This window comes from Sphingomonas parva (ex Maeng et al. 2020), from assembly GCF_004564275.1.
GTDB lineage: Bacteria > Pseudomonadota > Alphaproteobacteria > Sphingomonadales > Sphingomonadaceae > Allosphingosinicella > Allosphingosinicella parva.
Genome location: NZ_SPDV01000026.1, coordinates 1 through 26,191 on the forward strand (window position 1 = coordinate 1; position 26,191 = coordinate 26,191).

21 protein-coding genes are annotated in these 26,191 nt (G+C 68.9%); 17 read left to right on the forward strand and 4 right to left on the reverse strand.

Annotated elements, in window-relative coordinates; all coding sequences use genetic code 11:
- Window positions 1-2,220 (forward strand): M10 family metallopeptidase C-terminal domain-containing protein (locus E2493_RS22090; RefSeq protein ID WP_135087606.1); only part of this gene is annotated, 2,220 nt, incomplete at its 5' end.
- Window positions 2,221-2,252: 32 nt separating this feature from the next.
- Window positions 2,253-2,378, forward strand: coding sequence for a hypothetical protein (locus E2493_RS22095; RefSeq protein WP_263854092.1), 126 nt, complete (start codon window positions 2,253-2,255; stop codon window positions 2,376-2,378).
- A 114-nt stretch (window positions 2,379-2,492) separates the two neighbouring features.
- On the opposite strand, the gene E2493_RS21280 is transcribed toward E2493_RS22095, so the two are convergent.
- Window positions 2,493-2,669 carry a hypothetical protein gene (locus tag E2493_RS21280; protein WP_167737523.1) on the reverse strand — a complete coding sequence of 59 codons (177 nt, stop codon included), beginning with the start codon at window positions 2,667-2,669 and terminating at the stop codon, window positions 2,493-2,495.
- A gap of 82 nt (window positions 2,670-2,751) precedes the next feature.
- Here E2493_RS21280 and E2493_RS13395 point away from each other — a divergent pair, with 82 nt between their 5' ends.
- The 7 genes from E2493_RS13395 (at window position 2,752) to E2493_RS13425 (ending at window position 12,890) form a co-directional block, all read left to right on the forward strand.
- Window positions 2,752-4,041: an Hsp70 family protein gene (locus E2493_RS13395; protein WP_135087608.1), complete on the forward strand. Its 1,290-nt coding sequence runs from the start codon at window positions 2,752-2,754 to the stop codon at window positions 4,039-4,041.
- A gap of 254 nt (window positions 4,042-4,295) precedes the next feature.
- Window positions 4,296-6,632 (forward strand): TonB-dependent receptor, encoded by a 2,337-nt coding sequence (locus tag E2493_RS13400; protein WP_135087610.1) that lies wholly within the window; start codon window positions 4,296-4,298, stop codon window positions 6,630-6,632.
- Window positions 6,633-6,635: 3 nt separating this feature from the next.
- Complete coding sequence (locus E2493_RS13405) at window positions 6,636-7,973, forward strand: spinster family MFS transporter (protein ID WP_225421462.1); 1,338 nt, start codon at window positions 6,636-6,638, stop codon at window positions 7,971-7,973.
- On the forward strand, window positions 7,970-9,604 hold the full coding sequence (locus E2493_RS13410; RefSeq protein ID WP_135087612.1) for a carboxylesterase/lipase family protein: 1,635 nt from the start codon (window positions 7,970-7,972) through the stop codon (window positions 9,602-9,604). Before E2493_RS13405 ends, E2493_RS13410 begins: the two co-directional genes overlap by 4 nt.
- On the forward strand, window positions 9,601-11,187 hold the full coding sequence (locus E2493_RS13415; protein ID WP_135087614.1) for an AMP-binding protein: 1,587 nt from the start codon (window positions 9,601-9,603) through the stop codon (window positions 11,185-11,187). The genes E2493_RS13410 and E2493_RS13415 overlap by 4 nt, the downstream gene beginning before the upstream one ends.
- A 37-nt stretch (window positions 11,188-11,224) precedes the next feature.
- Window positions 11,225-11,911 carry a TetR/AcrR family transcriptional regulator gene (locus tag E2493_RS13420; protein ID WP_225421463.1) on the forward strand — a complete coding sequence of 229 codons (687 nt, stop codon included), beginning with the start codon at window positions 11,225-11,227 and terminating at the stop codon, window positions 11,909-11,911.
- Window positions 11,912-11,996: 85 nt separating this feature from the next.
- Complete coding sequence (locus tag E2493_RS13425) at window positions 11,997-12,890, forward strand: SDR family NAD(P)-dependent oxidoreductase (protein WP_135087616.1); 894 nt, start codon at window positions 11,997-11,999, stop codon at window positions 12,888-12,890.
- Between the two features lie 177 nt (window positions 12,891-13,067).
- On the opposite strand, the gene E2493_RS13430 is transcribed toward E2493_RS13425, so the two are convergent.
- On the reverse strand, window positions 13,068-13,754 hold the full coding sequence (locus E2493_RS13430) for a DUF4197 domain-containing protein (RefSeq protein ID WP_135087618.1): 687 nt from the start codon (window positions 13,752-13,754) through the stop codon (window positions 13,068-13,070).
- A gap of 135 nt (window positions 13,755-13,889) precedes the next feature.
- On the opposite strand from E2493_RS13430, the gene E2493_RS13435 reads away from it, so the two are divergent.
- From E2493_RS13435 to E2493_RS13445, 3 genes are all read left to right on the forward strand, one after another.
- Entirely contained in the window at window positions 13,890-16,055 is a 2,166-nt protein-coding gene (locus tag E2493_RS13435; RefSeq protein WP_135087620.1) for a primosomal protein N', read from the forward strand.
- A 177-nt stretch (window positions 16,056-16,232) separates the two neighbouring features.
- Window positions 16,233-17,735, forward strand: a complete 1,503-nt coding sequence (locus E2493_RS13440; RefSeq protein WP_135087623.1) for a S1C family serine protease — start codon at window positions 16,233-16,235, stop codon at window positions 17,733-17,735.
- A 117-nt stretch (window positions 17,736-17,852) separates the two neighbouring features.
- Window positions 17,853-19,415 carry a hypothetical protein gene (locus E2493_RS13445; RefSeq protein WP_135087624.1) on the forward strand — a complete coding sequence of 521 codons (1,563 nt, stop codon included), beginning with the start codon at window positions 17,853-17,855 and terminating at the stop codon, window positions 19,413-19,415.
- A gap of 21 nt (window positions 19,416-19,436) precedes the next feature.
- Here E2493_RS13445 and ada read toward each other — a convergent pair whose 3' ends face one another.
- The gene (gene ada, locus E2493_RS13450) at window positions 19,437-20,501 is read right to left on the reverse strand and encodes a bifunctional DNA-binding transcriptional regulator/O6-methylguanine-DNA methyltransferase Ada (RefSeq protein WP_135087626.1); all 1,065 of its coding nucleotides are present in this window, start codon (window positions 20,499-20,501) and stop codon (window positions 19,437-19,439) included.
- A 240-nt stretch (window positions 20,502-20,741) separates the two neighbouring features.
- Here ada and E2493_RS13455 point away from each other — a divergent pair, with 240 nt between their 5' ends.
- The 5 genes from E2493_RS13455 (at window position 20,742) to E2493_RS13475 (ending at window position 25,589) form a co-directional block, all read left to right on the forward strand.
- Window positions 20,742-21,296 carry a F0F1 ATP synthase subunit delta gene (locus E2493_RS13455; protein ID WP_135087628.1) on the forward strand — a complete coding sequence of 185 codons (555 nt, stop codon included), beginning with the start codon at window positions 20,742-20,744 and terminating at the stop codon, window positions 21,294-21,296.
- A 32-nt stretch (window positions 21,297-21,328) separates the two neighbouring features.
- A complete protein-coding gene (gene atpA / locus E2493_RS13460) occupies window positions 21,329-22,858 on the forward strand; it encodes a F0F1 ATP synthase subunit alpha (protein WP_135087630.1) in 1,530 nt (509 codons plus the stop codon).
- A 95-nt stretch (window positions 22,859-22,953) separates the two neighbouring features.
- Complete coding sequence (locus tag E2493_RS13465; protein ID WP_135087632.1) at window positions 22,954-23,838, forward strand: F0F1 ATP synthase subunit gamma; 885 nt, start codon at window positions 22,954-22,956, stop codon at window positions 23,836-23,838.
- A 27-nt stretch (window positions 23,839-23,865) separates the two neighbouring features.
- A complete protein-coding gene (gene atpD, locus E2493_RS13470; RefSeq protein ID WP_135087634.1) occupies window positions 23,866-25,323 on the forward strand; it encodes a F0F1 ATP synthase subunit beta in 1,458 nt (485 codons plus the stop codon).
- Window positions 25,323-25,589, forward strand: a complete 267-nt coding sequence (locus tag E2493_RS13475; RefSeq protein WP_135087636.1) for an ATP synthase F1 subunit epsilon — start codon at window positions 25,323-25,325, stop codon at window positions 25,587-25,589. The genes atpD and E2493_RS13475 overlap by 1 nt, the downstream gene beginning before the upstream one ends.
- Before the next feature lie 116 nt (window positions 25,590-25,705).
- Here E2493_RS13475 and E2493_RS13480 read toward each other — a convergent pair whose 3' ends face one another.
- Window positions 25,706-26,170, reverse strand: a complete 465-nt coding sequence (locus tag E2493_RS13480) for a DUF6265 family protein (RefSeq protein WP_225421464.1) — start codon at window positions 26,168-26,170, stop codon at window positions 25,706-25,708.
- Window positions 26,171-26,191: the final 21 nt, after the last annotated feature.

The window sequence follows — 26,191 nt, forward strand, 5'->3', positions numbered from 1 at the left end:
GCCTTCGACCAGGCCGGCGGCACCTTCATCTACTCCCCGGCGGCCAATTATCACGGCACCGACGCCTTCACGATCCTGGTCTCGGACGGCCAGGGCGGCACCACCGAGAAAGCGATCGCGGTGACGATCACCCCCGTCAACGACGCGCCGGCGCTCGGCACGCCCACCGCGGGCAGGGTCACGTTCACCGAGGGCGACGTCTCGGTGGCGCTGATGGGCGGAGTGACGCTCAGCGATCCCGATGCGCCGACCAACTTCGCGGGCGGCAGCATCGGCCTCAACGTGAGCGGCGGCCCCGGCGGCCTCAACCTGCGGGCGGGCTCTCCTTTCGCCATCGTTCCGCAGGGCGGCGGCCGCTTCGACATCGTCTACCAGGACGGCCCGACGCAGATCGGCTTCGGCACGATCTCCGGCTTCGGCACGCCGAACGTCTCGATCACCGCCCTCACCGCCTTCGCGACCAATGCGCGGGTCAACGAGCTGCTCGACGATTTCGTCTACGTCATCACCGGCGAGAACCCCGCCGCCGGCGACCGGCTCGTCACGCTCACCTTCGACGACGGCGGCAACACCGGCGGCGGCGGGCTGGCCGCCACGGTCACCCAGACGCTGGCGGTGGTCGCGGTGAACGATGCGCCGCGCAACTTCGTGCCGGCCAACCTGGCCGGAACCGAGGACAAGGATCTCGTCCTCACCGGTGCGAACCGGATCGTGGTCGCCGACGCCGACGCCGCGACGCTCAGCGTGACGCTCGGCGTCGGCCACGGCACGCTCAGGATCGCCAATCTCGCCGGGATCAACGTGGTGGCGGGTGCCAACGGCAGCGCGACCATGACCATTCAGGGGACCGCCGCCGCGATCAACGCCGCGCTCGACGGGCTCGTCTATCGGGGTGCGCTCAACTACGAAGGCGCCGACACGCTGACCGTGACGACCAGCGACGGCGGCGAGACGGGGACCGGCGGCGTCCTCACCGATACCGACACGGTCGCGATCACGCTCGCCGACGACGGCCGGATCAACGGCGGCTCCGGGCCCGACGATGTCACCGGAGGCGACGGCGCCGAGCTGTTCATGCTCGATGACGGCGGCGACGACGAGGTCTTCGGAGGCGGCGGCAACGACGGTTTCTATTTCGGCGGCGCCTACACGCCGGCCGATGCGATCGATGGCGGCATCGGACGGGACCAGGTCGCGCTTCAGGGCGATTACAATCTCGAGCTCGGCCCGCTCACCGGCATCGAAGACCTGATTCTTCTCTCCGGGTCGGACACCCGCTTCGGCAACGCGGGCACCGACTCCTACGATTATCTGCTGACCTCCCGCGATTCCAACGTTGCGGCCGGGCAGACGATGCTGATCGACGCGGTGATGCTGATGCCGGGCGAGAGCGTCACGTTCGACGGCTCGGCCGAAACCGACGGCAGCTTCATCATGTCCGGCGGGCGCGGCAGCGACACGTTCATCGGCGGCAGCGGGGCCGACGGCTTCTACTTCCGAAGCGGCGCCTACTGGAACCCGGGAGACAAGGTGATCGGCGACGCCAGCGATCAGATCGGCTTCCGCGGCGACTTCACCGGACCGAACAGGGTGGTGATGGGCGCCGATCAGATCAGCGGCGTCAACACGATCGTGCTGATGTCGGGGGTCGATATCCGCTTCGGCCCGATCGTCCCGCCAACCAGCTTCGACATCACGATGCACGACGGCAATGCGGCCGCCGGGCAGCGTTTCACGATCGACGGTTTCGCGCTTGCCGCCAACGAGACGGCCCGGATCGACGGGTCCGCCGAGCTCGACGCCTGGTTCCGCCTCATCGGCGGCGCCGGCAACGACCAGCTGATCGGAGGGGCGCTCGGCGACACGATCAACGCCGGCGGCGGCGCCGACCAGCTCACCGGCGGCGGCGGCAACGATGTCTTCATCTACCGCGGCATCGCGGACTCGGTCACCGGCGCGCACGATACGATCACCGACTTCCGCCAGGGCGACATCATCGACCTGAGCCGCATCGACGCGATCTCAGGCGGTGTCGACGACGCTTTCAACTTCATCGGCTCGGGCGCTTTCTCTGGCCAGGCCGGGCAGCTGCGCGCGGTCGGCAGCGGCAACGCCTGGGTGGTGCAGGCCGACGTCGACGGCGACAGCAATGCCGATTTCGAGCTCCACCTGATCTCGGCGGACTCGCACCTCATCGCGACATCGGACTTCGTGCTCTAGGCGAGCAGAAGAATTAGCAGGGAAGGAACGAAATGAAGGCCGCCACCACGACCCAGACGAAGAAGACCTGGAAGGAACCCCGCGTGAAGAAGCTGGCCGCGGGGTCCGCGGAAGCTGGCGGCGGCTCGCTCGCGGACGGGATGTTCGCCAACAGCTGAGACGGCCGCAGCCCGTCGCGTGAACATGCGTAGCGAACGGGCGGGCCCGATCGGCCCGCCCGACCGCACGTGCCTGCCCGAAGTCGGACTGGCGAAAGCGTCTCCTTTCAGCCCTCAGCGCCGGAGCCGGCGCAGAAACTTGCCCTTCGTGCGGCTGGTCAGGTGGAAATGGCCGCCGCGATCGCAGCGATAGGGCAGAAGCAGAAGCCCGGAGCGCGCCGCCGCGGCCCGCGCCTCCGCCTCGGAAGCGAAGCGCGCCTTCTTCCTGCAGATGCTCTGGCGCGTGCGCATTCGCCCACCTTGCGTGCAGCGCCGGGGCCGACGCAAGCGCGGCTTTGCGCTTGCGGCGCGGGGCGGCTAGGCAGCGCCGCCCATGTCGCTTCCCCCTCCCCCGCTCGTCCTCGGCCTCGACTTCGGCACGACCAACTCGGTTGCCGCGATCGCGCGCGCCGGAACATCGCAACTCGTCCCGCTGCTCGGCCCCACGGGCGCTGACCTCGTCTTCCGATCGGCCCTGTGCTTCTGGGAGGAGGACGCCCGCATCGCCGTCGAGGCGGGCCCCTGGGCGGTCGCCGAATATCTCGATTATCCGGAAGGCAGCCGCTTCATCCAGTCCTTCAAGACGGTCGCGGCGTCGCCGAGCTTCGAGCATGCGACCATCTTCGACCGGCGCTACCGCTTCGAGGACCTCGGACGCACGTTCGTCCGCAAGCTGTGCGAGCATTCCGGGGGCGCGCTGGACGGACGCGCCGCCCGCCTGGTCGTCGGGCGGCCTGTGGCCTATGCCGGCCACCGCCCCGACGAGGCCCTGGCCCGCGCGCGCTACGACGCCGTCTTTGCCGAGCTGGGTGCCGAAGTGCATTACGTCTACGAGCCGCTCGGCGCGGCGTTCAGTTACGCGGCGGCGCTGGAGGCGCCTGCGACCGTGCTCGTCGCCGACTTCGGCGGCGGTACCAGCGATTTCTCGGTCGTGCGGATCGCCGCGCCGGGTGCTGCGAAGCGCTGTGTCCCGCTCGGCCATGCCGGCGTGGGGATCGCGGGAGACAGGTTCGACCATCGCATTCTCGACCGGCTGGTCATGCCGTTCCTCGGCAAGGGCGGCTCCTATCGATCGTTCGACAAGGTGCTGGAGATCCCCGCAGGCTATTTCTCCGATTTCGCCGACTGGTCGCGGCTCGCCTTCATGCGCAACCGCAAGACCCTGGCCGAGCTCGACAAGCTGCGCCGCGCCGCGGTCGATCCAGCACCGATCGAGACGATGATCGCCGTCATCGAGCAGGAGCTCGGCTACCGGCTCTACGAGGCGGTGGGTCAGGTGAAGCGGGATCTCTCCTCGGCGGAGGTCGCCCTTTTCCGCTTCAGCGGCGGCGGCCTCTCGATCGAGGCGGAGGTGACGCGCGCGCAGTTTGAGGCGTGGATCGATCCCGACATCGCGCGAATCGAAGCCAGAGTGGTCGAGGCCCTCTCCGCCGCCGGCATCAGCGCCGACGAGGTCGATCGCGTCTTCCTGACCGGTGGCAGCTCGCTCATCCCGCGGATCCGCCGGCTGTTCGCCGAGCGCTTCGGCGCAGAGCGGATCGCGAGCGGCAACGAACTCACCTCGATCGCGCATGGTCTCGCCCTGATCGGCGAGGAAGACGACCTCGCCGCCTGGGCCGCCTAGACCAAATCGCCTCAGGCGGAATCAGCCTGAGGCGGGAATCTTGGTCTCAACCATCTGAATAAGCGCGATTCACGTCCTCGGTGGAAGCGCGAAGCGCTTCCACCTCAGCCGATCGCGCTCTTGGGCGGAACGAGCGCATCGTCCCGCTTTCAAAGATATTCACACACGCGTTAGTGAGTGTTGACATTGGTCCCGAAAGGGCATCATCATGCTGCCAACGGCCGGCACGAGACCGGACCATGAGGAGAGAGAGCATGAGGGGATTCCTACTGGGGTCGGCGTGCGCCGCCGCCTTGACCGGTGCCATTTCACCCGCGATCGCGCAGGATAACGCTCCCCAGCCGAGCCAGACGGTCGAGGACCGGGCTCCGCAGACCGCGGCCGACGATCAGCCGGAGTCCGAGGATCGGGAGATCATCGTCACGGCCACGCGGCGCGAGGAGCGCCTCCAGGACGTGCCGCTCAGCATCACCGCCTTTCAGCAGCGTGAGCTGACCGAGAAAGGCATCGTCGGCTTCGAGGGCATCGCCCGCGAGACCCCGGGCGTCGTGCTGAACCGGCCGACCCAGAACTTCAACAACTTCACCTCTCGCGGCATCGCCACCAACGGCTACAACGCCAATCTGCAGAGCTCCGTCGCCGTCTATATCGACGAGCTTCCCGTCTCGACGATCGGCAACACGACGGTGGTCGATCCCAATCTGTTCGACGTCGAACGGGTCGAGTTCCTGCGCGGTCCGCAGGGCACCCTGTTCGGATCGGGCTCGCTGTCCGGTGCGATGCGCATCCTGACCAAGAGCCCCGATCTCGACGAGGTCGACGTGTCCGCGCTGGTCGATCTCGGCCTCACCGGCTCCGATTCGATCCGGCAGCGCTACAATCTGATGCTCAACGTGCCGATCGTCGCCGATTCGCTCGCGCTGCGGACGGTCGGCTTCTATCGGCACGAGGAAGGCTATCTCGACAACGTCGGGACGGGGGTGCACAATTCGAACACCCTGGTCGATTTCGGCGGCCGCGCGATCCTGCTCTGGGCGCCGACCAGCCGCCTCTCGATCCGCCTGCTCGGCTCCTATGAGGACAGCGATCCCAAGGATTCCTCACTGACCAGCCCGTCGCTGGGCCGGGAGAAGAGGATCTCCGACCAGCCGGACCGCTTCACCGGCAAGCAGACCATCCTCAACGGCACCCTGGAATACGAGTTCGACTTCGCCAGGCTGACCAGCTCGTCGACCTATTCAGACTTCGACCAGCGCTTCTGGATCGATCTCGCCGGCACCTTCCCCGCAGGGTCGTTCCCGGGCGCGCCGATCGCGTTCGGTCTCGACGCCAACGCCTATGACAAGGTGTTCGTGCAGGAGACCCGGCTCGCCTCGTCACTCGACGGTCCGTTTCAGTTCGTGGTCGGCGGCTTCTATCTGCACCGCCGCCGCGACGTCGATTATTTCTACCGCTCGTCCCCCGAATTCCTGGCGGCGCGCAACCTGACCGGCCTGCCCGATCAATATTACCAGAAGCAGTTCACCCATCAGATCAGCGAGGAGCTCGCCGGCTTCGGCGAGCTGACCTATCGCTTCTCCGACCAATTCTGGCTGACCGGCGGCCTGCGCTACGGCCGCACCTCGGCGCAGGGCTTCACCGAGGAGGGCGGCTATCTCGCTACCGCGTTCGGCCAGAACTACTTCACCTACGCGCGTCTCGGCATTCCGGTGAAGTTCAACACGTTCACGCCTTATGCCGCGACGGAAGGCGTGAAGGCGAGCGGCAAGAAGCCGTCATGGAAGCTCAGTGCGACCTTCAAGCCCAGCGAGGCGCTGACCACCTACGCGACCTTCTCGACAGGCTTCCGCGCGCCGATCGTCAATGCCTTCGCCGGGCGGCCGAGCCTGGTCGATCCGACCGACATCATCATTCCGTTCGGGGCCACGTCGGACGATCTCAAGAGCTACGAGATCGGCGCCAAGGGCCGCTGGCTCGACGGGCGGGTCAGCGTCAACGCCGCCGCCTTCCTGATCGACTGGAGCAACATCCAGGCGCAGGCCAACCGGGTCTCGGATTCGGTGCAGTTCGCCACCAACATCGGCGCCGCGCGCAGCAAGGGGCTCGAGCTCGAGGCGAACTTCATTCCGGCCGACGGCTTCAACGTCGGCCTGAACGCGGCCTTCGTCGATGCCCAGATCACCGAGCTGTCGCCAGAGGAGGCCGCGATCTCCGGGGCCGTACCCGACCACCGGCTCTCCGCCCCGAAGTTCCAGGGGTCGATCTATGCGAGCTACAGCTTCGATCTGACGGCGGACACGAAGGGAATGCTGGCTGCAAGCCTGCAGCATGTCGGCGCCTACAACAGCTCCTTCCCGAACACGCCGGGCAAGCCGAGCCTTCCTCTCTCGACCTTCGGCCGCACCGACGCCTACGAGAACGTCAATCTCAGCTTCGGAGTCCGCAAGGGCGCTTGGTCGGGCCAGCTCTATGTCGAGAACGTCTTCGACGATCACTCGATCACCTACATCCACCCGGAGGCCTTCCTGGTCAGCCGCTTCGGCACGATGCGGCCCCGGACGGTCGGGATCCGTATCGGCTACGGGATCTAGCCGGTGACGATCGCCCCGGCCCGCCCCGCCGCGACGCCCCCCGGAGCCGCGCATCCCGCGGCTCCGGGGCCCCGGGCCTGGTTCGTGCTCGGCATGCTCTGTTTCGTCTACGTGCTCAACTTCCTCGACCGGCAGCTGCTGTCGATCCTCGCCAAGCCGATCCGCGACGAGCTCGGCCTCACCCATGGCCAGATCGGCCTGATCAGCGGCCTCTATTTCGCGGTCTTCTACTGCGTGATCGCGGTGCCCGTCGCCTGGTTCGCGGATCGTACCAACCGGGTGAAGGTGCTCTCTTTCGCTTGTGCCTTGTGGAGCGCCGCGACCGCCGCCTGCGGCGTCGCCGCCACCTATCCCCAGCTCGCCGCGGCGCGGATGACGGTCGGCGTCGGCGAAGCGGGTGGCGTGCCGCCGTCCTATGCGATCATCTCGGACTATTTCCGTCCGGGCACCCGCGGCACCGCGCTCGGGCTCTACAACCTCGGGCCGCCGCTCGGCAACGCACTGGGGGTGGCGTTCGGCGCCTCGGTCGCTGCCGCCTACAGCTGGCGGGACGCCTTCATCGCCGTCGGAGCGATCGGCGTGGTCACGGCGGTGATCGTCTGGTCGACGGTGCGCGAGCCCCGCCGCGGCGGCCTCGACGCCGCGCCGCACGGCGCCGATCCCTCTGCTCAGCCCGCGAAAGCCCCGTTCCTCGGCACCTGCCGCATGTTCTTCACCCGGCCTGTCCTGCTGCTCGTCTCGCTCGCGACCGCCGCCAACCAGTTCATCACCTACGCGGCCGGCAATTTCGCCACCCTCTTCCTGATGGAGGAGAAGGGCATGACGCTCGACGAGATCGCGATCTGGTATGCCCTGCTCATCCTCGTCTCGATGGGCGGCGGGATCTTCCTGGCAGGCCGGCTGGTCGATCGTCTCGCGCCCCGCGACAAGCGCGCCTACGCCCTGATCCCGGCGATGGGCCTGGCGATCGCGATCCCGTTTTTCATCGGGTTCATCTGGTCGCCGCGCTGGGAGCTCGCCATGGCGATGCTGATCCTCCCGTTCGGGCTCAACTATTTCTACCTGTCGCCGGCCGTGGCGCTCGTCCAGGAGGAGGTCCGGCCGAACGAGCGGGTCCTCTCCGGCGCGCTGCTTCTCCTCGTCATGAACCTCGTCGGGCTCGGTCTCGGGCCGACCTATCTCGGCGCCGCCAGCGACTGGTTCCGCGCCGCCGGGCACCAGAACTCGCTGCAGCTCGCCTTCTACACCCTCGTCCCCTTCTACTTCGTCGCGATCGTGCTGTTCCTCGCCCTCGCGCGGGCGATCGGGCGCGACGACGCCAGCACCGTATCGCCTTCATGACCCTCGCCCGAACCGCTCTCGCCTCAATTCTCGCCTTGGCGCTCGCGAGCCCCGCCGCGGCCGGCGCGCCCGTCGTCAATGCCCCGGCCGGCGTGGTCAGCGGCGAAGCGGGCGACGGTGTGCGCATCTTTCGGGGCCTGCCTTATGCCGCGCCGCCGATCGGCAACCGACGCTGGAAACCGCCGGTGCCGGCCCCGCGCTGGGAAGGAGTGCGCGAGGCGACCCGCTTCGGCGCGGCCTGCTACCAGCCGCCGTCGCGTCCCGGCAGCATCTATTCCGAGGATGTCGGGCCGATGAGCGAGGACTGCCTGTCGCTCAACGTCTGGACGCCGGCGAAGGCGAAGCGGGCTCCGGTGATGGTCTGGATCCACGGCGGCTCGCTGGTCGCCGGCGCGAGCAGCCAGGCGATGTACGACGGCAGCGCGCTGGCCAGGCGCGGCATCGTCGTCGTGTCGATAAACTACCGGCTCGGGGCGCTCGGCTACCTCGCCCATCCGGAGCTCAGCGCGGAATCGCCCGAAGGCGTCTCGGGCAATTACGGGCTGCTCGACCAGATCGAGGCACTGCGCTGGATCAGGCGCAACATCGGTGCCTTCGGCGGCGATCCGGCGAACGTCACCGTCGCGGGAGAGTCGGCGGGCGCGCTCAGCGTCATGTACCTGCTCGCCGCGCCCGCTGCGCGCGGCCTGTTCGACAAGGCGATCCTGCAGAGCGCCTACATGATCTCGACCCCGGAGCTGAAGACCGCGCGTTTCGGCGAGACCGCGGCCGAGGTGCATGGCGCGGCGCTTGCCGCGAAGCTCGGCGCCGGCTCCCTTGCCGCGCTTCGCGCGATGGATCCGGCCGAGATCACCAACAAGGCCCCGGCGACCGGCTATCTGCCGTTCGGCACGGTCGACGGAAAGATCCTGCCGCGCCAGCTCGTCGAGACGTTCGACAAGGGCGAGCAGGCGCCGGTGCCTTTGCTCGCCGGCTTCAACAGCGGCGAGATTCGCTCGCTGCGCTTCCTCGCCCCGCCGGTGCCGCAGGACGAGGCCGCCTATGTCGCGGCGATCCGGGAACGCTATGGCGACCTTGCCGACGATTTCCTGTCGCTCTACCCGGCCTCGACCATGGCGGAGAGCATCCTCGCGACGACCCGCGACATGCTCTACGGCTGGACGGCCGAGCGGCTTGCGGCGAAGCAGGCGGCGATCGGCCAGCCGTCGTTCCTCTATTTGTTCGACCACGGCTATCCCGCCGCCGACGAGGCCGGGCTGCACGCCTTCCACGCCAGCGAAATCCCCTATGTGTTCGGCACAGAGCGGCGGACGACCGCGCTCTGGCCGAGAATTCCCGACGGCCCGGGCGAGCAGCGCTTCGGCGCGACGCTGAGCCGCTACTGGACCAGCTTCGTCGCGTCCGGGGCGCCGCGCGCCCCGGGCGCCCCGCGCTGGGCGCCCTACGCCAAAGGCGAAGCCTTCATGCGCTTCGCAGAACGGGCGCGGGCGGACAGCAACCTGATGCCGGGCATGTACGAGCTCAACGAAGCCGTCGTCTGCAGGCGCCGCGCGCAGGGTGCGACGCCGTGGAACTGGAACGTCGGCATCGTCGCGCCCGCCCTGCCCGCTGCGGCCCCGGGGTGCCGATGATCGACGGCACCATGCAGCCTTTCGCGCTGACCCTGGACAAGTTTCTGGAGCATGCGGCCAAATGGCACCGCAATGCGCAAGTCGTCACCGCGCGTGACGGCGGCAGCGTCGAGAGGATCGGCTATGCCGAGCTGATGGCGCGCAGCCAGCGCATCTCGGCCGCCCTGGCGGCGCTCGGCACGGGCCGGGGCGATCGGGTTGCGACGCTGGCCTGGAACACCCAGGCCCATGTCGAGGCCTGGTATGCGATCATGGGCATGGGGGCGGTCTGCCACACCCTCAACCCACGCCTCGCCCCGCATCAGCTCGCCGCCATGGCGACGCAATCGGACGCGCGGATTCTGATCGTCAGCGCCGACCTGCTTGCCCTCGCCCGGCAGATCGCCGCGAGCGCCCCGGCGATCGCGCTGCTGCTGGTGATCGACGGCGATGCCGAGGCCGGCTCGGGCCCCGAATGCCGCGCGCTCGAGGATCTGATTGCCGAGACACCCCGCGGCCTCGCCTGGGGCGATTTCGACGAGAACAGCCCGTCGGGCCTGTGCTTCACGTCGGGGACCACCGGCGCGCCGAAGGGCGTCACCTACACCCACCGGGCCAGCTTCCTGCACACGCTGCGGCTGCTGCAGGCCGATGTCATGGCGATCTCCGGCCGGGATTCGGTGCTGACCGTCGTGCCGATGTTCCACGCCAATGCCTGGGGCCTGCCCTTCGCGGTCCCAGCCGCGGGCGGCAAGCTGGTGCTGCCCGGACGCAACAGCGACGGCGCAAGCCTCGCCCGGCTGATCCGTTCGGAGCAGGTCACCGTCGGGGTCGCGGTTCCGACGGTCTGGCTCGGCCTGGTCGAGCATTTGGAGGCAGTGGGCGGCGACCTGCCGACGCTCGAACGGATCATCGTCGGCGGAGCGCCGCTCGCCCCCGCCCTCATGGAGCGGATCGAGCGCCGGCTCGGCGTCGTCATCCAGACCAGCTGGGGCATGACCGAATTGTCGCCGTCCGGCACGGTCGCGCCTCCCTGGCAGACGGAGCGTGACGCGGCGCGTTCGGGGCGGCCGGCGATCGGCGTCGATCTCCTGCTGACCGACGCCGACGGCCGCGCGCTCGAGGAGCAGCGCGACAGGGAGGGACATCTTCGGGTCCGCGGCGCCGCGGTGGTGCAAAGCTATTTCGGCGAGGCGGAGGCGGCGACCGATGCCGACGGCTGGTTCGCGACCGGCGATCTGGCGCGGATCGATTCCGGCGGCAATCTGATCATCACCGGGCGTGCCAAGGACCTGATCAAGTCCGGCGGCGAATGGATCAATCCCGCCGAGATCGAGGCGGTGGTCGGGCTCCTGCCGGAAGTCTCGCTCGCCGCCGTGATCGGCCGGCCCGACTCGAAATGGGGCGAGCGCCCGATCCTGCTCGTCGAGATGCGCGAACAGCAGACGCTGAGCGACGAGGCACTGCTCGCGCCGCTCGCGGGACGGGTGGCGCCGTGGTGGATCCCCGACGCCGTCGTGCGGCTGCAGCACATGCCGCTCGCCGCCACCGGCAAGATCGACAAGATCCGCCTGCGCTCGGAATATGGTACCCCGGGTCAATGACTTGACGCTTGCCCTCGCGATACCGAAAGAGGGCCGCGTGGCGGACAAGCAGACATCCACGCGACGCTCGACCAAGGCCGAGCAGCGCGCCGAGACGATGGAGCAGATCCTCGACGCCGCCGAATATCTGTTCTCGAAGCACGGCCTGTACGGCGTCACCCTCAAGGACGTCGCCAAGCGCGTCGGCGTTCATCACACGCTGCTCAATTACTATTTCGAGGACAAGAACAAGCTGTTCGAAGCCGTCTTCTCGCGGCGCGCGCTGGTGACCAGCGAACGGCGGATGAAGGCGCTCGACGAATATGAGACGGCGGCGGCGGGCAAGCCCAGCGTCGAGGGGGCACTTCGCGCCTTTCTCGACACCGACCTCGATCTTTACATCGAGGGCGGCGACGGCTGGAAGAACTATGCCGCGCTCGGCGCGCAGGTCGCCAATACCCCCGAATGGGGCGCGCAGCTGATGGACGAGCATTTCGATCCCGTCGTCCTGCGCCTGATCGGGCTTCTCAAGCAGGCCCTGCCCGATTGCGCGGCCGAGGACATCTTCTGGGGATATCATTTCGTCACCGGCGCGCTGATGCTGACGCTGGCGCGCACCGGGCGCATCGACAAGCTCTCCGACGGCCTCTGCAAATCCGAGGATTTCGCCGCGGTCAAGGAGCGGATGGCCACCTTCATGGCCGCCGGCTTCCTGGCCGTCTGTCGCCAGCGATCGTCCGCCTGAGAACGGCACCCAGCGACAATCATTCACTAGCTTGTGAGTGAACGTTGAAGCCGCTAGTCTTCCCGAAACAACGGGAGGAGCTTCGATGTCGCTGAACGGTCGGGTCGCTATCGTCACGGGGTCCGGCGGCGGACTGGGGCGCGCCCACGCTGTCTATCTCGCCCGCCAGGGCGCACGCCTGGTGGTCAACGACGTCTCGCAGGATGCGGCCGAGCGGGTCGCGCGCGAAATCGCCGCCGCCGGGGGCGAGGCGATCGCCTTCGCTGCCTCGGTGACCGACGAAGCCGCGGTCGCCACGATGGTCGCCGGCGCGATGGAGGCATGGGGCCGCATCGACATCCTCGTCAACAATGCTGGCATCCTGCGCGACAAGAGCTTCGCCAAGATGAGCATGGATGACTTCCGGCTGGTCGTGAACGTGCACCTGATGGGCGCCGCGATCTGCAGCAAGGCGGTCTGGGAAATCATGCGCGAGCAGCGCCACGGGCGGATCGTGATGACCACCTCCTCGTCCGGCCTGTACGGCAATTTCGGCCAGGCGAATTACGGCGCCGCCAAGATGGCGCTGGTCGGGCTGATGCAGACGCTTGCCCTGGAGGGCGAGAAATACGGCATCAAGGTGAACTGCCTCGCGCCGACCGCGGCCACGCAGATGACCCACGGCGTGCTCTCCGAAGCGAGCCTTCGCGCCCTCGATCCGGCCCTGGTCAGCCCTGCCCTGCTGGTGTTGACCGGCGACGACGCGCCGACCCGGACGGTGCTCTGCGCCGGCGCCGGGCATTTCGCCACCGCCAATGTCACTCTCAGCCAGGGTTGCTACATCGGCGGGGCCGAGGATGCCGGCGAGCTCGCGATCGCGCATTGGAACGAGATCAGCGATCGCAGCGGCGAGATCGTGCCTGGCTACGGCTTCGTCCAGGCCGAGCGCGAGCTCGCCAGCGCCGGCACGCTCGCGCCGGTCATGGAGGCCCGACGTTAGGGTCGGCCGCCCGCCGGCACCCGGGTCCTCGCCCAGGCGCCGCCGTCTGCCCGCCTAAAGCGCGATCGGCTGAGGTGGAAGCGCTTCGCGCTTCCACAGATGAATCGCGCTCTATTCAGAGAGTTGAGACCAAGATTCCCGCCTCAGGCTGATTGAGCCTGAGGCGTCAATCTTGGTCTAGCGCAGCAGGCCGAACACGCCGATCAGCACCGGATCGCCGGTCGCCTGCGGATTCGACCGGATCGCGGCTTCCTCGCGGCCGATCGCGCGGTAGATGCCGCTCGCCGCCTTGCGCGCGACATCGGCCTGGAGGCCGGTGAAGTCGATGCCGGTGGCGGTCTGGAGCACCCGGTTGATCAGGCCGTTGTCGGCGATCCGCAGAGCGTTGCCGACTCCTGGGAACATGGCGTCGACGATCGCATCCCCCATGCTGCGCTGGAGGAAGTCGGTCGCGGCCGTCGGGCCGCCGCGGACCAGCGACACCGCGTCGGCGATCGTCATCGTGCGGATCGAATCGTAGACGATCGGCGCGGCCGCATCGGCGGCATCGGCCGCGGCATGGTTGACCAGGCGCAGCAGCCGGTCCTGCACGGCGCTGGTGCCGAGCGCGACGGTGAGCGCGCGGGTGATTGCGCTGCCGCCGAGCTGCGAGGGAAGCTGGACGCGGGCGAGCTCGTCCTGGAAGAAGCCCTCGTCGGTCAGCAGTTGCGCGAATGCGCGCTGCGACGAGAGCGTGAGGATGCGGCGGATCGCGTCCTCCAGGCCGAATCCGCCGCCGAGGCCGCTGGCGCAGCCGGGAAGCGCCAGGATCGGAACGGCGAGGCCGGTGGCGAGAAGGGTTCGCCGCGAAAGCAACTGGTCCATGGCCGATACTCCGTTGGGACGGACCGGTAACGACTTCGCCGCGCCAACGTTGCATCGGCCGGGTGCGCAGGCGGCGCACGAAGCGGCGCCCTCCCCCTTTCGCACCCTGCGCCAATCGCCATATGGCGGGAAACGATGACCCGTGTTCGCGTCCTCCTGCTCAATCAGGCGCTCGGCCCCCTCGACTATCGCGTGCCGTACGGCATGGATGTCGCGCCGGGCACGATCGTGCTCGCGCCGCTCGGCCCGCGGCAGATCACCGGCGTGGTCTGGGAGGCCGACCGGCTGGAGGCGGAGAGCGTCGGCGATAATCGCCTCCGTCCGCTGCTCGCCGCCTACGATCTTCCGCCGCTCCCTGCGCCGCTGCGGCGGCTGATCGAATGGACGGCCGATTATTATCTCGCCCCCACCGCCGCGGTGCTGCGGATGGCGCTCGCGTCCGCCTCCGCGCTCGAAGGCGGACGCACCGTCACCGAATATCGCGCGACGGGCCTCGTCCCCGAGCGCCTCACGCCGCAGCGCGCCCAGGCGCTCGAGCGGATCGGCGAGCGCCAGGGGCTGGTCCGCGAGCTGGCGATGGCGGCGGACGTCTCGGACGGCGTGATCCGTGGCCTGGTCAAGGCGGGGGCGATCGAGGCGGTCGAGGTGTCGGTCGACGACCCCTTCCCCCTGCCCGATCCCGACCATGCGCCCCCCGCGCTGGAGGCCGCGCAGCGCGACGCCGCCGCCGTCTTCGTCGAGGCGGTGCGGGCGCCGGACTTTGCGCCGTTCCTGCTCCACGGGGTCACCGGCTCCGGCAAGACCGAGGTCTATTTCGAGGCGGTCGCCGAGGCGCTCCGCCGCGGCCGCCAGACCTTGGTGCTGCTCCCCGAGATCGCGCTGACCGAGCCGTTCCTCAAGCGCTTCGCCGCCCGCTTCGGGTATGAGCCGGTCGCCTGGCATTCGGGCCTGCGCCAGTCGCAGCGCCGGCGCGCCTGGCGGGCGATCGCGAGCGGCGACGCCAGGGTGGTGGTCGGCGCACGCTCGTCGCTCTTCCTGCCTTATCCGAACCTCGGACTGATCGTCGTCGACGAGGCGCACGAGACCAGCTTCAAGCAGGAGGACGGAGTCCAGTATCACGCCCGCGACGTCGCGGTGATGCGCGCCAAGCTCGAGAAGATTCCGGTGGTCCTCGCCTCCGCCACGCCGGCGATCGAGACCCGGCAGATGGCCGAGATCGGCGTCTATCGCGAGGTGCGCCTCCCCGGTCGCTACGGCGCGGCGGAGCTGCCCGACATCGAGGCGATCGACCTCATCGCCGAGCCGCCGCCGCGCGGCCGCTGGATCGCGCCGCGGCTCGTCACCGAGATCGAGGCGACGCTGGCGCGGCGCGAGCAGGCCCTGCTGTTCCTCAATCGCCGCGGCTATGCGCCGCTGACCCTGTGCCGCAATTGCGGCCATCGCTTCCAATGCCCGAACTGCACGGCGTGGATGGTCGAGCACCGGCTCACGGCGCGGCTTGCCTGCCACCATTGCGGCCACATCATGCCGCCGCCGCACCTCTGCCCCGAATGCCAGGAGCCGGACAGCCTGGTGCCGGTCGGCCCCGGCGTCGAGCGCATCGCCGACGAGGTGAAGGCGCTGTTCCCCGACGCGCGCACCGCGATCGTCACCTCGGACACGATCTGGTCGCCGGCCAAGGCGGCCGAGTTCGTCGCGCGGATGGAGGCGGGCGCGATCGACATCGTCGTCGGGACGCAGCTCGTCACCAAGGGCTACCATTTCCCCAACCTCACCCTGGTGGGGGTGATCGACGCCGATCTCGGCCTCGCCGGCGGCGACCTGCGCGCCGCCGAGCGCAGCTTCCAGCAGATCGCCCAGGTCGCGGGCCGCGCCGGGCGCGGCGAGAAGCCGGGCCGAGTGCTCGTCCAGACCCACGAGCCGACCGCGCCGGTGATCAGCGCCCTGGTCAGCGGCGACGAGGAGAGCTTCTACGAGGCGGAGACCGAGGCCCGGCGCGAGGCGGCGATGCCGCCGTTCGGGCGCCTCGCCGGAATCATCGTCTCCTCGGAGGACCTCGGCGAGGCGACCGACACGGCGCGAAGGATTGGCCGGGCGGCGCCGACGATCGAGAACATGGCGGTGTTCGGCCCCGCCCCGGCGCCGCTGGCGATGCTGCGCGGCCGCCACCGCCAGCGCCTGCTCGTCCACGCCGCGCGCAGCCTCGACGTCCAGGACGTGATCCGCGAATGGCTCGGCGGACTCGAATGGCCGCGCAGCGTGCGCGTCGCGGTGGATGTGGATCCCTACAGCTTTCTCTGAGGCTTCAACCTGAATAGAGGAGGTTCAGATCTCATCCTCCCTGTGGGCGAAGCCCATGGGGAGGGGGACCAGCCGAAGGCTGGTGGAGGGGCTTGCGCGCCCTTGCCCCTCCACCCCGCTGACGCACGGTCCCCCTCCCCCTCGCCTTTGGCGACAGGGAGGAAGGAATTGGAATTCATGGCCAGACTTGCGCTCATCCTCGTCTTCCTCCTCGCGCTGCCCCTCGCCAGCCCGGCCCGGGCGGACGACATCTCGGCGACCGCACGGAGCGTCGTTCGGGTCGTCACCGTCGCGATCGACGGCGAGGAGGTGGTCGGCTTCGGCCACGGCAGCGGCTTCGCGGTCGCGGCCAACCGGATCGTCACCAACGCCCATGTCGTCGCCCTCGCCGCCGAGCATCCGGAGAACGTCGCGATCGGTGTCGTCCCTTCCGAGGGCAGCAAGTCCTACGGGGCGCGGCTGGTGGCGTTCGATCCGGCCCGCGACCTCGCCCTGCTCGAGCTCAACGAAGGACGGCTGCCGCCGGCCGCGCTGTACATGGGGCCGCTGGAGGAAGGAGGCCAGGTGGTGGCGCTCGGCTACCCCGGCAATGTCGATCTCGCCACCGCCCGCTCGGCCGAGGATTACATCACCCCGCAGGCGCCGACCCGCTCGCAGGGCAATTATTCGAACGAGCGCATGGTCGACGGCATCCACTCGCTGCTCCACACCGCCAGCATCGCCCGCGGCAACAGCGGCGGCCCCTTGCTCGACTCGTGCGGGCGCATCCTCGGGGTCAACACCTTCATCACCCGCGGCGAGGAAGGCGACGCGCCGTTCGGCTTCGCCATCGCCAATCGCGAGCTCGCCGTCTTCCTCCAGGCGGCGCGGCAGCGCTTCCAGGCCGTCTCCGGCGCCTGCGTCAGCATGGCCGAACGGCTGAGCGCGGAGCAGGCGCGCGAGGACCAGGCGCGAACCCGGGCCGAGGCCGGCGAGCAGGCTGCGCGGGAGCAGGCGCGGCAGGCGGCGCTCGCCCATGCCCGCGCCGCCAACGAGGATGCCCGCGAGAACCGGCTGGCCGTCGCCATCGTCCTCGGCCTGCTCGGCCTCGTCGCGTTCGGCGGCGCCGGCCTGATGGCCTATAAGGACAGGATGCGGCCGGCGGCGATCCTCGCCGGCGGCGGCACCCTGCTGGTGCTCGGCGCGGTGCTCGCCTTCCTCTCGCGCCCGGCACGCGACGATCTCGACGTCGCCGCCGCCGAGCTGCCCGAGCAGAAGAAGATCGCCGCCGTCGAGCCGACCGGCCGCAGCGTCTGCAGGCTGGTGGAGAACAGGAGCCGGGTGACGGTCTCCTCGACGGCCGACGTCGAGCTCGATTGGCAGGCGGGCGGGTGCATGAACGGCCGGACCCAATATGCGCGCGCCGGCGACGTCTGGCGGCGGGTGCTGGTGCCGAGCGGCGAAGCCACCGTCTCGATCCTCGAATATCGGCCGGCGGCCGGCGAATATGTCGTCACCCGCTATCTGATGAGCGCCGAGGCCATGGCCGAGGCGCGGCGGCTGCGCGCAGGCATCAACATCAAGGCCTGCTCGGCCGACCAGGAAGAGGTGGCAATCCTCGGCGACCGCCAGGACACGATCCGATCGAGCCTTCCCGAGCTTCCCAACGAGCGCCTGGTCTATCGCTGCAGCCGCGAATGAGCGGTTCAGCCCCCCTGCGGGCGCTCGCGGACGGCGGGAAATCGACCGGCAGCGTCGAAATAGTCTAGCGAAATCCGAACGATGCCGCTTATCCTCCAGCCATCAAGGGGGATGACCATGATCAAGAAGACTCTTCTCGCGTTCGCGCTCGCCGCATCGGCGCTGAGCCCGGCCTCCGCCGCCTGGCGGCAGGCGACCAGCAAGCACTTCCTCATCTATTCCGACCAGAGCGAGGCCGACCTGCGCGCTCTGGCCGACCGGCTGGAGCGATACGACAGTGCCATGCGCGTCGATCGCGGCGTGCAGGATCCCGACAAGGGTCAGGCAGGCCGGGTGAGGCTGTTCGTCGTCGAGGACATCGACGAGGTGCAGAAGATCTTCGGCGACAACTCGACCAAGGTGGCCGGCTTCTACATCCCGCGCGCGGGCGGCTCGTTCGCGCTGATGCCGCGACGGATCGTCGCCAGCACCGAGCGCGAAATGGACGCCGAACACGTGCTGCGGCACGAATATGCCCACGCCTTCATGTTCGAGAACTGGGCGTCTCTCGCCCTTCCTCGCTGGCTGGGCGAGGGCTTCGCCGAGTTCAGCGCGGGCGCGCGCGTCAACAAGGACGGCTCGGTCGATTTCGGCATGCCGGCCAGGCACCGCATCTACGGCCTCGCCTACCACCAGGGTTTCACGCTCAACGATCTGCTCGAGCCGCCGAGCAAGATGAGCCCCGAGGATGGCGACGCCTTCTACGGTAAGAGCTGGCTGCTCACCCACATGCTGACCTTCGACAAGGATCGCGAGGGACAGCTCGGCAAGTACCTGTCCGAGCTCAACAGCGGCAAGAGCGGGATGGATGCGGCGAAGGCAGCGTTCGGCGATCTGAAGAAGCTCGATGTCGATATGCGCGCCTACCTCAAGCAGTCGAGGTTCCAGGGCAAGACGATCCCCGCCGGCCTGGTGAAGCCCGGCTCGATCGAGGTTCGGCCGCTGACCGCGGCGGAGGCGGCGATCATCCCCATCGTCATCCGCTCGAAGCGCGGCGTGACCGAGGAATCCGCCAAGAAGCTGGTGCTCGACGCCCGCAAGGCGGCTGCGCCTTTCCCGAACGACAAGGCCGCGCAGGTCATGCTCGCGGAGGCCGAGTTCGACGCCAAGAACTATGCCGAGGCGGAAGCCGCCGCCGACCGTGCCATCGCCGCCGATCCGCAATTCGTCGATGCGATCCTCTACAAGGGCATGGCCCGCATGGAAAAGGCGAAGGCGGAGAAATCGAGCGACCCGACCGTGTGGCGGGAGGTCCGTCGGCTGTTCAGCTCGGCGAACCGCGCCGATCCCAGCAATCCGCTGCCGCTGGTGCTTTTCTATGACAGCTTCGAGGCGGCGGGTGCGAAGCCGACCGACAATGCCGTCGCCGGCCTGTTCGCGGCCTTCGAGGCCGCCCCGCAGGACATCGATGTTCGGCTCAAGGCCGGCCGCCAGTATCTCGCCTCCGGCAATGCGGCCGGCGCCAAGCTGGCTCTCGGACCCGTCGCCTACCACCCGCACGGCGGCGAGCTGGCCGAGATGGCGAGCGCGATCCTGAAGACCCTCGCGGACAAAGGCGCGCCGGCGGCGCTTTCCGAGTTCGATCGCCTGAAGAAGGAGGCCGAGGACAAGGAGAAGGAAGCGGCCAAGAAGAAGGCCTGACGGCCAAGGGCGCGGGCAGTCTCAGAGATCGAGCCGCGGCTCGCCCCTCTCCTTCTCGATCAACCGGGCCTTGCGCTCGAGACCCCAGGCATAGCCGCCCGGCGAGCCGTCGCCGCGGCGGGCGCGGTGGCACGGGATGAGGATCGCGACGCTGTTCGAGCCGCAGGCGGTGCCGGCGGCGCGGGCGGCGCCGGGCTTGCCCGCGCGCGCGGCGAGCGCGGCGTAGCTCAGGCTCTCGCCCGGCGGAATCCGCGACAGCTCGCGCCACACCGCCTCCTGGAAGGCGGTGCCGCGGACGTCGAGCGGAAGGTCGTGCGGGCGCGCCGGCGCCTCGACCGCAGCGACGGTGCGGCCGACGAGCTCGGCCATCTCCGCGCCACCCTGCTCGATCGTCGCGTGGGGGAAGCGGGCCCGAAGATCGGCCTCGTCCTGGTCGAAGCTGAGGCTGCAGATGCCCTTCGCCGTCGCCGCGACCAGCATCGTGCCGAGCGAGGTCTCGGCCCGGGCCCAGCGAATCGTCTCGCCGCGCCCGCCGTCCCTCCAGGCGGACGGTGTCATGCCGAGCCGTCCCTTCGCGTCCTCGTAGAAGCGGCCCGGCCCCGAATAGCCGGCATCGTAGATCGCGTCGGTCACGCTGGTTCCTCCGTTCAGAGCCTCGGCCATCGTCCGCGCGCGCTTCGCACGGCCATAAGCGGCCGGCGTCACTCCGGTCGCGCGCCGGAACAGGCGGTGGAAATGGAAAGGCGAATAGCCGGCCGCCTGCGCCAGCGCCTCGAGCGAGAGCGGCGCCTCGGCGGTCTCGATCAGGCGCAGCGCCGCGGCGAGCGCCACGGCCTCGCGGGTCACCTCGTCGGGCCGGCAGCGCAGACAGGCCCGCAGTCCAGCCGCGGCCGCCTCGGCTTCGGTGGGGAAGAAGCGGACGTTCTCGCGCTTCGGGTGGCGCGCCGCGCACGAGGGCCGGCAGTAGATTCCGGTGGTCAGCACGCCGGTGACGAACCGCCCGTCGGCGCTCCTGTCGCGTGCCAGAACCGCCCGCCAGGCGGCGTCCTCGTCGATGGCGGCGATATTGGTCTCGATCGTGTCCATGACGGCGCTATACGCCCGCACGGCACCGCCCGCATCCCGCCGCTTGCTTTCAAAGGCGATCATCGCGCCGCGGCGGGCGAAGCCGTTCTTGCATCGCCGAAAACCCCCTGCTAGGGCGCGCGCAACCCATCGGGGCTTGGTTCGCAAGCCCCCTTTTTGCATGGGCGACATGGGGCCGCGCCTCCGCTTCGGAGGCGCGATCGCTGCTCCATCGTTTCGAATTTGGAGGGTAGAGCGCGCGTGGAGAATTCCGGCGGCATTCAGGCAAGTCTGGCGGGACGCTATGCGACCGCCTTGTTCGAACTGGCCCGCGACGAAAGGCAGCTCGAAGCCGTCGGCGCGAGCCTCAACGCCGTGCGCGAGGCGCTGCGCGATTCGGCCGATCTCCAGACGCTGACCACCAGCCCGTTGATCGGTCGCGAGGACGCCCTGAAGGCGGTCCGGGCCACCGCCACCGCGATGGGGCTGGATCCGATCACCACCAATTTCCTCGGGGTTCTCGCCCAGAACCGCCGGCTCGGCCAGCTCTCGAACGTGATCCGCGCGTTCAACCTGCTCGCCGCCAGCCATCGCGGCGAGACCACGGCGGAGGTCAAGTCGGCGCACCCGCTGAACGATGATCAGATCGCCGCCCTCAAGGCCAATCTCAAGACCCGGCTGGGCCGCGACGTCGCGGTTGATCTGACGGTCGATCCCACCATCTTGGGCGGGCTCGTCGTCAAGATCGGCTCGCAGATGATCGACGATTCCATCCGCACCAAACTCAACACTCTCGCCCACGCAATGAAGGGTTGAAAGCCCGAAACGGCTTCGATGAAAGGCTGAACATGGACATCCGCGCCGCAGAAATTTCCAAGGTCATCCGCGACCAGATCGCCAGCTTCGGCACCGAGGCCGAAGTCTCCGAAGTCGGCACCGTGCTGTCGGTGGGCGACGGCATCGCGCGCGTCTACGGGCTCGACAACGTCCAGGCCGGCGAGATGGTCGAGTTCGCCAACGGCATCAAGGGCATGGCGCTGAACCTCGAGGCCGACAACGTCGGCGTCGTGATCTTCGGCACCGACGCCGAGATCCGCGAGGGCGACACCGTCCGCCGCACCGGCACCATCGTCGACGTTCCGGTCGGCAAGGGCCTGCTCGGCCGCGTGGTCGACGGCCTCGGCAACCCGATCGACGGCAAGGGCCCGATCGAGGCGACCGAGCGTCGCCGCGTCGAGGTCAAGGCGCCGGGCATCATCCCGCGCAAGTCGGTGCACGAGCCGGTCCAGACCGGCCTCAAGGCGCTCGACGCGCTCGTCCCCGTCGGCCGCGGCCAGCGCGAGCTGATCATCGGCGACCGCCAGACCGGCAAGTCGGCCGTCGCGCTCGACACCTTCATCAACCAGCGCGCCGCCAACCAGGGCAATGACGAGAGCCAGAAGCTCTATTGCATCTACGTCGCGGTCGGCCAGAAGCGCTCGACCGTCGCGCAGATCGTCCGCGCGCTGGAAGAGAATGGCGCGATGGAATATTCGATCGTCGTCGCCGCGACCGCCTCGGAGCCGGCTCCTCTGCAGGTCCTCGCGCCGTACACCGGCTGCACGATGGGCGAGTTCTTCCGCGACAACGGCATGCACGCCGTCATCGTCTACGACGACCTTTCCAAGCAGGCGGTCGCCTATCGCCAGATGTCGCTGCTGCTGCGCCGTCCGCCGGGCCGCGAAGCCTATCCCGGCGACGTCTTCTATCTGCACAGCCGGCTGCTCGAGCGCGCCGCGAAGATGAACGAGGCCAACGGCTCGGGCTCGCTCACCGCGCTGCCGATCATCGAGACTCAGGCGGGCGACGTCTCGGCCTACATTCCGACCAACGTGATCTCGATCACCGACGGCCAGATCTTCCTCGAGACGGAATTGTTCTACCAGGGCATCCGTCCGGCGATCAACGTTGGCCTGTCGGTCAGCCGCGTCGGCTCCGCCGCTCAGACCAAGGCGATGAAGAAGGTGGCCGGCTCGATCAAGCTCGAGCTCGCCCAGTATCGCGAGATGGCGGCCTTCGCCCAGTTCGGCTCGGACCTCGACGCCGCGACCCAGCGCTTGCTGAACCGCGGCGCCCGCCTCACCGAGCTGCTCAAGCAGCCGCAGTTCAACCCGATGCCGGTCGAAGAGCAGGTCGTCTCGATCTTCGCGGGCGTGAACGGCTTCATCGACACCGTGCCGGTTGCCGCCGTCACGCGGTTCGAGAGCGCGCTCCTCGCCTTCTTCCGCTCGGAGCATCCCGAGGTTCTCGCGAAGATCCGCGACACCAAGGCGCTCGACGACGAGACCGCGGGTCAGCTCAAGACGCTGATCGGCGATTTCGCCAAGTCGTTCGCCTGAGCCGGAGGGGTTGCGGCACCGTCCGCAACCCTCTCGCGGTCTCGCACTGAGATCCCGGCCCTGGCCGGGATGACGGAATTGGAAGCAGGGATAGAATGGCCAGCCTCAAGACGCTCAAGGGCCGGATCGCGTCGGTCAAGTCGACGCAGAAGATCACCAAGGCGATGAAGATGGTCGCGGCCGCCAAGCTGCGCCGCGCCCAGCAGGCGGCCGAGGCCGGCCGCCCCTATGCCGAGCTGATGGAAACGGTGATGGCGAGCATCGCCGCCAAGGTCGTCGTCGGCCCGCAGAGCCCGAAGCTGATCGCCGGCACCGGCGCCGACCAGACTCATCTGCTCGTCGTCTGCACCTCCGACCGCGGCCTCGCCGGCGCGTTCAACACCAACATCGTGCGCGCCGCCCGCAAGAAGGCCGACGACCTGATCCGCGAGGGCAAGACGGTCCATTTCTACCTCGTCGGCCGCAAGGGCCGCGCGGTGATCGGCCGGCTCTTCCCGAAGCAGATCGTCCACCAGCACGATACCGGCGCGATCAAGCAGGTCCGCTTCGCCGATGCGCAGGAGATCGCGCAGGACCTCGTCCACCGCTTCGAGGCCGGCCAGTTCGACGTCGCCCATCTCTTCTACGCCCGCTTCCAGTCGGCCCTGGTCCAGGACCCGGTCGCGCAGCAGATCATCCCGGTGTCGATGCCGGAGAGCGCCGGCACCGCCACCAGCGGAGTCGAGGCCGCCGTCGAGTACGAGCCCGAGGAGGAGGAGATCCTCGCCGAGCTGCTGCCGCGCAACGTCGCCGTGCAGATCTTCCGCGCTCTCCTCGAGAATGCCGCGTCCGAGCAGGGCAGCCGCATGACCGCGATGGACAACGCCACCCGCAATGCCGGCGACATGATCAACCGCCTGACCATCCAGTACAACCGCACCCGTCAGGCCGCGATCACCACCGAGCTCGTCGAAATCATCTCCGGCGCCGAAGCGCTCTAAGACATCCGAAAGGCAAGGAAAGAAGCCATGGCCACCGCCGCTAACGCCACCACCACCACCGGCCGCATCAGCCAGGTCATCGGCGCCGTCGTCGACGTGACCTTCGACGGCGAGCTGCCCGAGATCCTCTCGGCGCTCGAGACCGAGAACAACGGCAACCGCCTCGTCCTCGAGGTCGCCCAGCACCTCGGCGAGAACACCGTTCGCACGATCGCGATGGACTCGACCGACGGTCTTACCCGCGGCCAGCCGGTTCGCGACACCGGCGACCAGATCCGCGTTCCGGTCGGCCCGCGCACCCTCGGCCGCATCATGAACGTCGTCGGCGAGCCGATCGACGAGCGCGGCCCGATCGGCGCCGAGCAGTCGGCCCCGATTCACGCCGAGGCTCCGCTCTTCGTCGACCAGTCGACCGAGACCTCGATCCTGGTCACCGGCATCAAGGTCATCGACCTGCTCGCCCCCTACGCCAAGGGCGGCAAGATCGGCCTGTTCGGCGGCGCCGGCGTCGGCAAGACCGTGCTGATCCAGGAGCTGATCAACAACATCGCCAAGGGCCACGGCGGCACCTCGGTGTTCGCCGGCGTCGGCGAGCGCACCCGCGAGGGCAACGATCTCTATCACGAGTTCCTCGACGCGGGCGTCATCGCCAAGGATGCCGAGGGCAACCCGACGCCGGAAGGCTCGAAGGTCGCGCTCGTGTTCGGCCAGATGAACGAGCCGCCGGGAGCCCGCGCCCGCGTCGCCCTCTCGGGCCTCACCATCGCGGAGTATTTCCGCGACCAGGAAGGCCAGGACGTGCTGTTCTTCGTCGACAACATCTTCCGCTTCACCCAGGCGGGCTCGGAAGTGTCGGCGCTGCTCGGCCGCATCCCGTCGGCGGTGGGCTACCAGCCGACCCTGTCGACCGACATGGGCGCGCTGCAGGAGCGCATCACCTCGACCAACAAGGGCTCGATCACCTCGGTGCAGGCGATCTACGTGCCGGCCGACGATCTTACCGATCCGGCTCCGGCGACCTCGTTCGCCCACCTCGACGCCACCACCGTGCTGTCGCGCGCGATCTCGGAACTCGGCATCTATCCGGCCGTCGATCCGCTCGACTCGACCAGCCGCGTGCTCGAGCCGCGCACCGTCGGTCAGGAGCATTACGAGACCGCCCGCGCCGTCCAGGAGATCCTGCAGCGCTACAAGTCGCTCCAGGACATCATCGCCATCCTCGGCATGGACGAGCTCTCGGAAGAGGATAAGCTGGTCGTCAGCCGCGCCCGCAAGATCCAGCGCTTCCTGTCGCAGCCGTTCCACGTCGCCGAGGTCTTCACCGGCATCCCGGGCAAGTTCGTGCAGATCGAGGACACCGTCCGCTCGTTCAAGGCGGTGATCAACGGCGAGTATGACCATCTGCCGGAGGCCGCCTTCTACATGGTCGGCGGCATCGAGGAAGCGGTCGAGAAGGCGCAGCGCCTGGCCGCCGAGGCGGCGTAATGGCCGATCTCCACTTCGAGCTCGTCACCCCGGAGCGGCTGGTCCGCTCCGAGGAGGTCTACATGGTCGTGGTGCCCGGCAGCGAGGGCGAGTTCGGCGTGCTCGCCGGCCACGCGCCCTTCATGTCGACCTTGCGCAACGGCGACATCGCCATCTACCGCAGCGCCGGCGGCGAGCCGGAGCGGATCCCGGTCGAGGGCGGCTTCGCCGAGGTCAGCGACCGCGGCCTCACCGTGCTTGCCGAGCGGGCCGGCACCGAGGGCTGAGCGCTGTCGAACAAGGGCTTGGAAAGGCCGCGCTGCTCACCGGCAGCGCGGCCTTCTTCGTCGATGCGGCGCACCTCCCTCTCCCCTGAAGGCCTCTCCCCTGAAGGGAAGAGGGATTACGGACGCTTCCGGTCGGCAGGCCATTTTCGCACGTAGCGCCAGGTCTGCGGCTTCGAGCCGTCGGCCAGCGAGATCGTCGCGACCAGCTCGGCGCCCTCGCGGCGATAGACGATGCGCTGCGGGTAATCGTGCGACGGATTGACGAACACCGCCTCGCGCTCCCCGCCCCCTTCGTAACGGAACGGCGTCGGCGTGGCGCCCTCGGGTGAGCCCCAGAAGGTCAGCCGACCCTGATCGTCGGGCGCGATGCGCATGAACTCGAAGCTCTCCGCCCTGGCGCCTTCGCCGCTGAGGCCGGTGCCGAGCATGACGCCGCCGCGCGGCCGCGACCAGCGCTCCTCGGTCCAGCGGCTGGGACCTTCCGAGACCCAGCTGCCCGCCATCCAGCCGAGGTCGGGCGGCTCGCCCGGAGCGGCGAGCGCCGCGGCGAGCCCGGCAGCGAACAACAGCAATGGGTTCATCGGCCAGTCCTCCCTCCCGCC

Excerpts from the sequence above, each read along its gene's own strand:
- E2493_RS21280 (WP_167737523.1), bottom strand. The coding sequence starts at position 2,669 with ATGCGCACGCGCCAGAGCATCTGCAGGAAGAAGGCGCGCTTCGCTTCC.
- E2493_RS13395 (WP_135087608.1), top strand. The coding sequence starts at position 2,752 with ATGTCGCTTCCCCCTCCCCCGCTCGTCCTCGGCCTCGACTTCGGCACG.
- E2493_RS13480 (WP_225421464.1), bottom strand. The coding sequence starts at position 26,170 with ATGAACCCATTGCTGTTGTTCGCTGCCGGGCTCGCCGCGGCGCTCGCC.
- ada (WP_135087626.1), bottom strand. The coding sequence starts at position 20,501 with ATGGACACGATCGAGACCAATATCGCCGCCATCGACGAGGACGCCGCC.
- E2493_RS13400 (WP_135087610.1), top strand. The coding sequence starts at position 4,296 with ATGAGGGGATTCCTACTGGGGTCGGCGTGCGCCGCCGCCTTGACCGGT.
- E2493_RS13475 (WP_135087636.1), top strand. The coding sequence starts at position 25,323 with ATGGCCGATCTCCACTTCGAGCTCGTCACCCCGGAGCGGCTGGTCCGC.
- E2493_RS13435 (WP_135087620.1), top strand. The coding sequence starts at position 13,890 with ATGACCCGTGTTCGCGTCCTCCTGCTCAATCAGGCGCTCGGCCCCCTC.
- atpD (WP_135087634.1), top strand. The coding sequence starts at position 23,866 with ATGGCCACCGCCGCTAACGCCACCACCACCACCGGCCGCATCAGCCAG.
- E2493_RS13430 (WP_135087618.1), bottom strand. The coding sequence starts at position 13,754 with ATGGACCAGTTGCTTTCGCGGCGAACCCTTCTCGCCACCGGCCTCGCC.
- E2493_RS13410 (WP_135087612.1), top strand. The coding sequence starts at position 7,970 with ATGACCCTCGCCCGAACCGCTCTCGCCTCAATTCTCGCCTTGGCGCTC.
- E2493_RS13415 (WP_135087614.1), top strand. The coding sequence starts at position 9,601 with ATGATCGACGGCACCATGCAGCCTTTCGCGCTGACCCTGGACAAGTTT.
- E2493_RS13445 (WP_135087624.1), top strand. The coding sequence starts at position 17,853 with ATGATCAAGAAGACTCTTCTCGCGTTCGCGCTCGCCGCATCGGCGCTG.
- atpA (WP_135087630.1), top strand. The coding sequence starts at position 21,329 with ATGGACATCCGCGCCGCAGAAATTTCCAAGGTCATCCGCGACCAGATC.
- E2493_RS13425 (WP_135087616.1), top strand. The coding sequence starts at position 11,997 with ATGTCGCTGAACGGTCGGGTCGCTATCGTCACGGGGTCCGGCGGCGGA.
- E2493_RS13440 (WP_135087623.1), top strand. The coding sequence starts at position 16,233 with ATGGCCAGACTTGCGCTCATCCTCGTCTTCCTCCTCGCGCTGCCCCTC.
- E2493_RS13465 (WP_135087632.1), top strand. The coding sequence starts at position 22,954 with ATGGCCAGCCTCAAGACGCTCAAGGGCCGGATCGCGTCGGTCAAGTCG.
- E2493_RS22095 (WP_263854092.1), top strand. The coding sequence starts at position 2,253 with ATGAAGGCCGCCACCACGACCCAGACGAAGAAGACCTGGAAGGAACCC.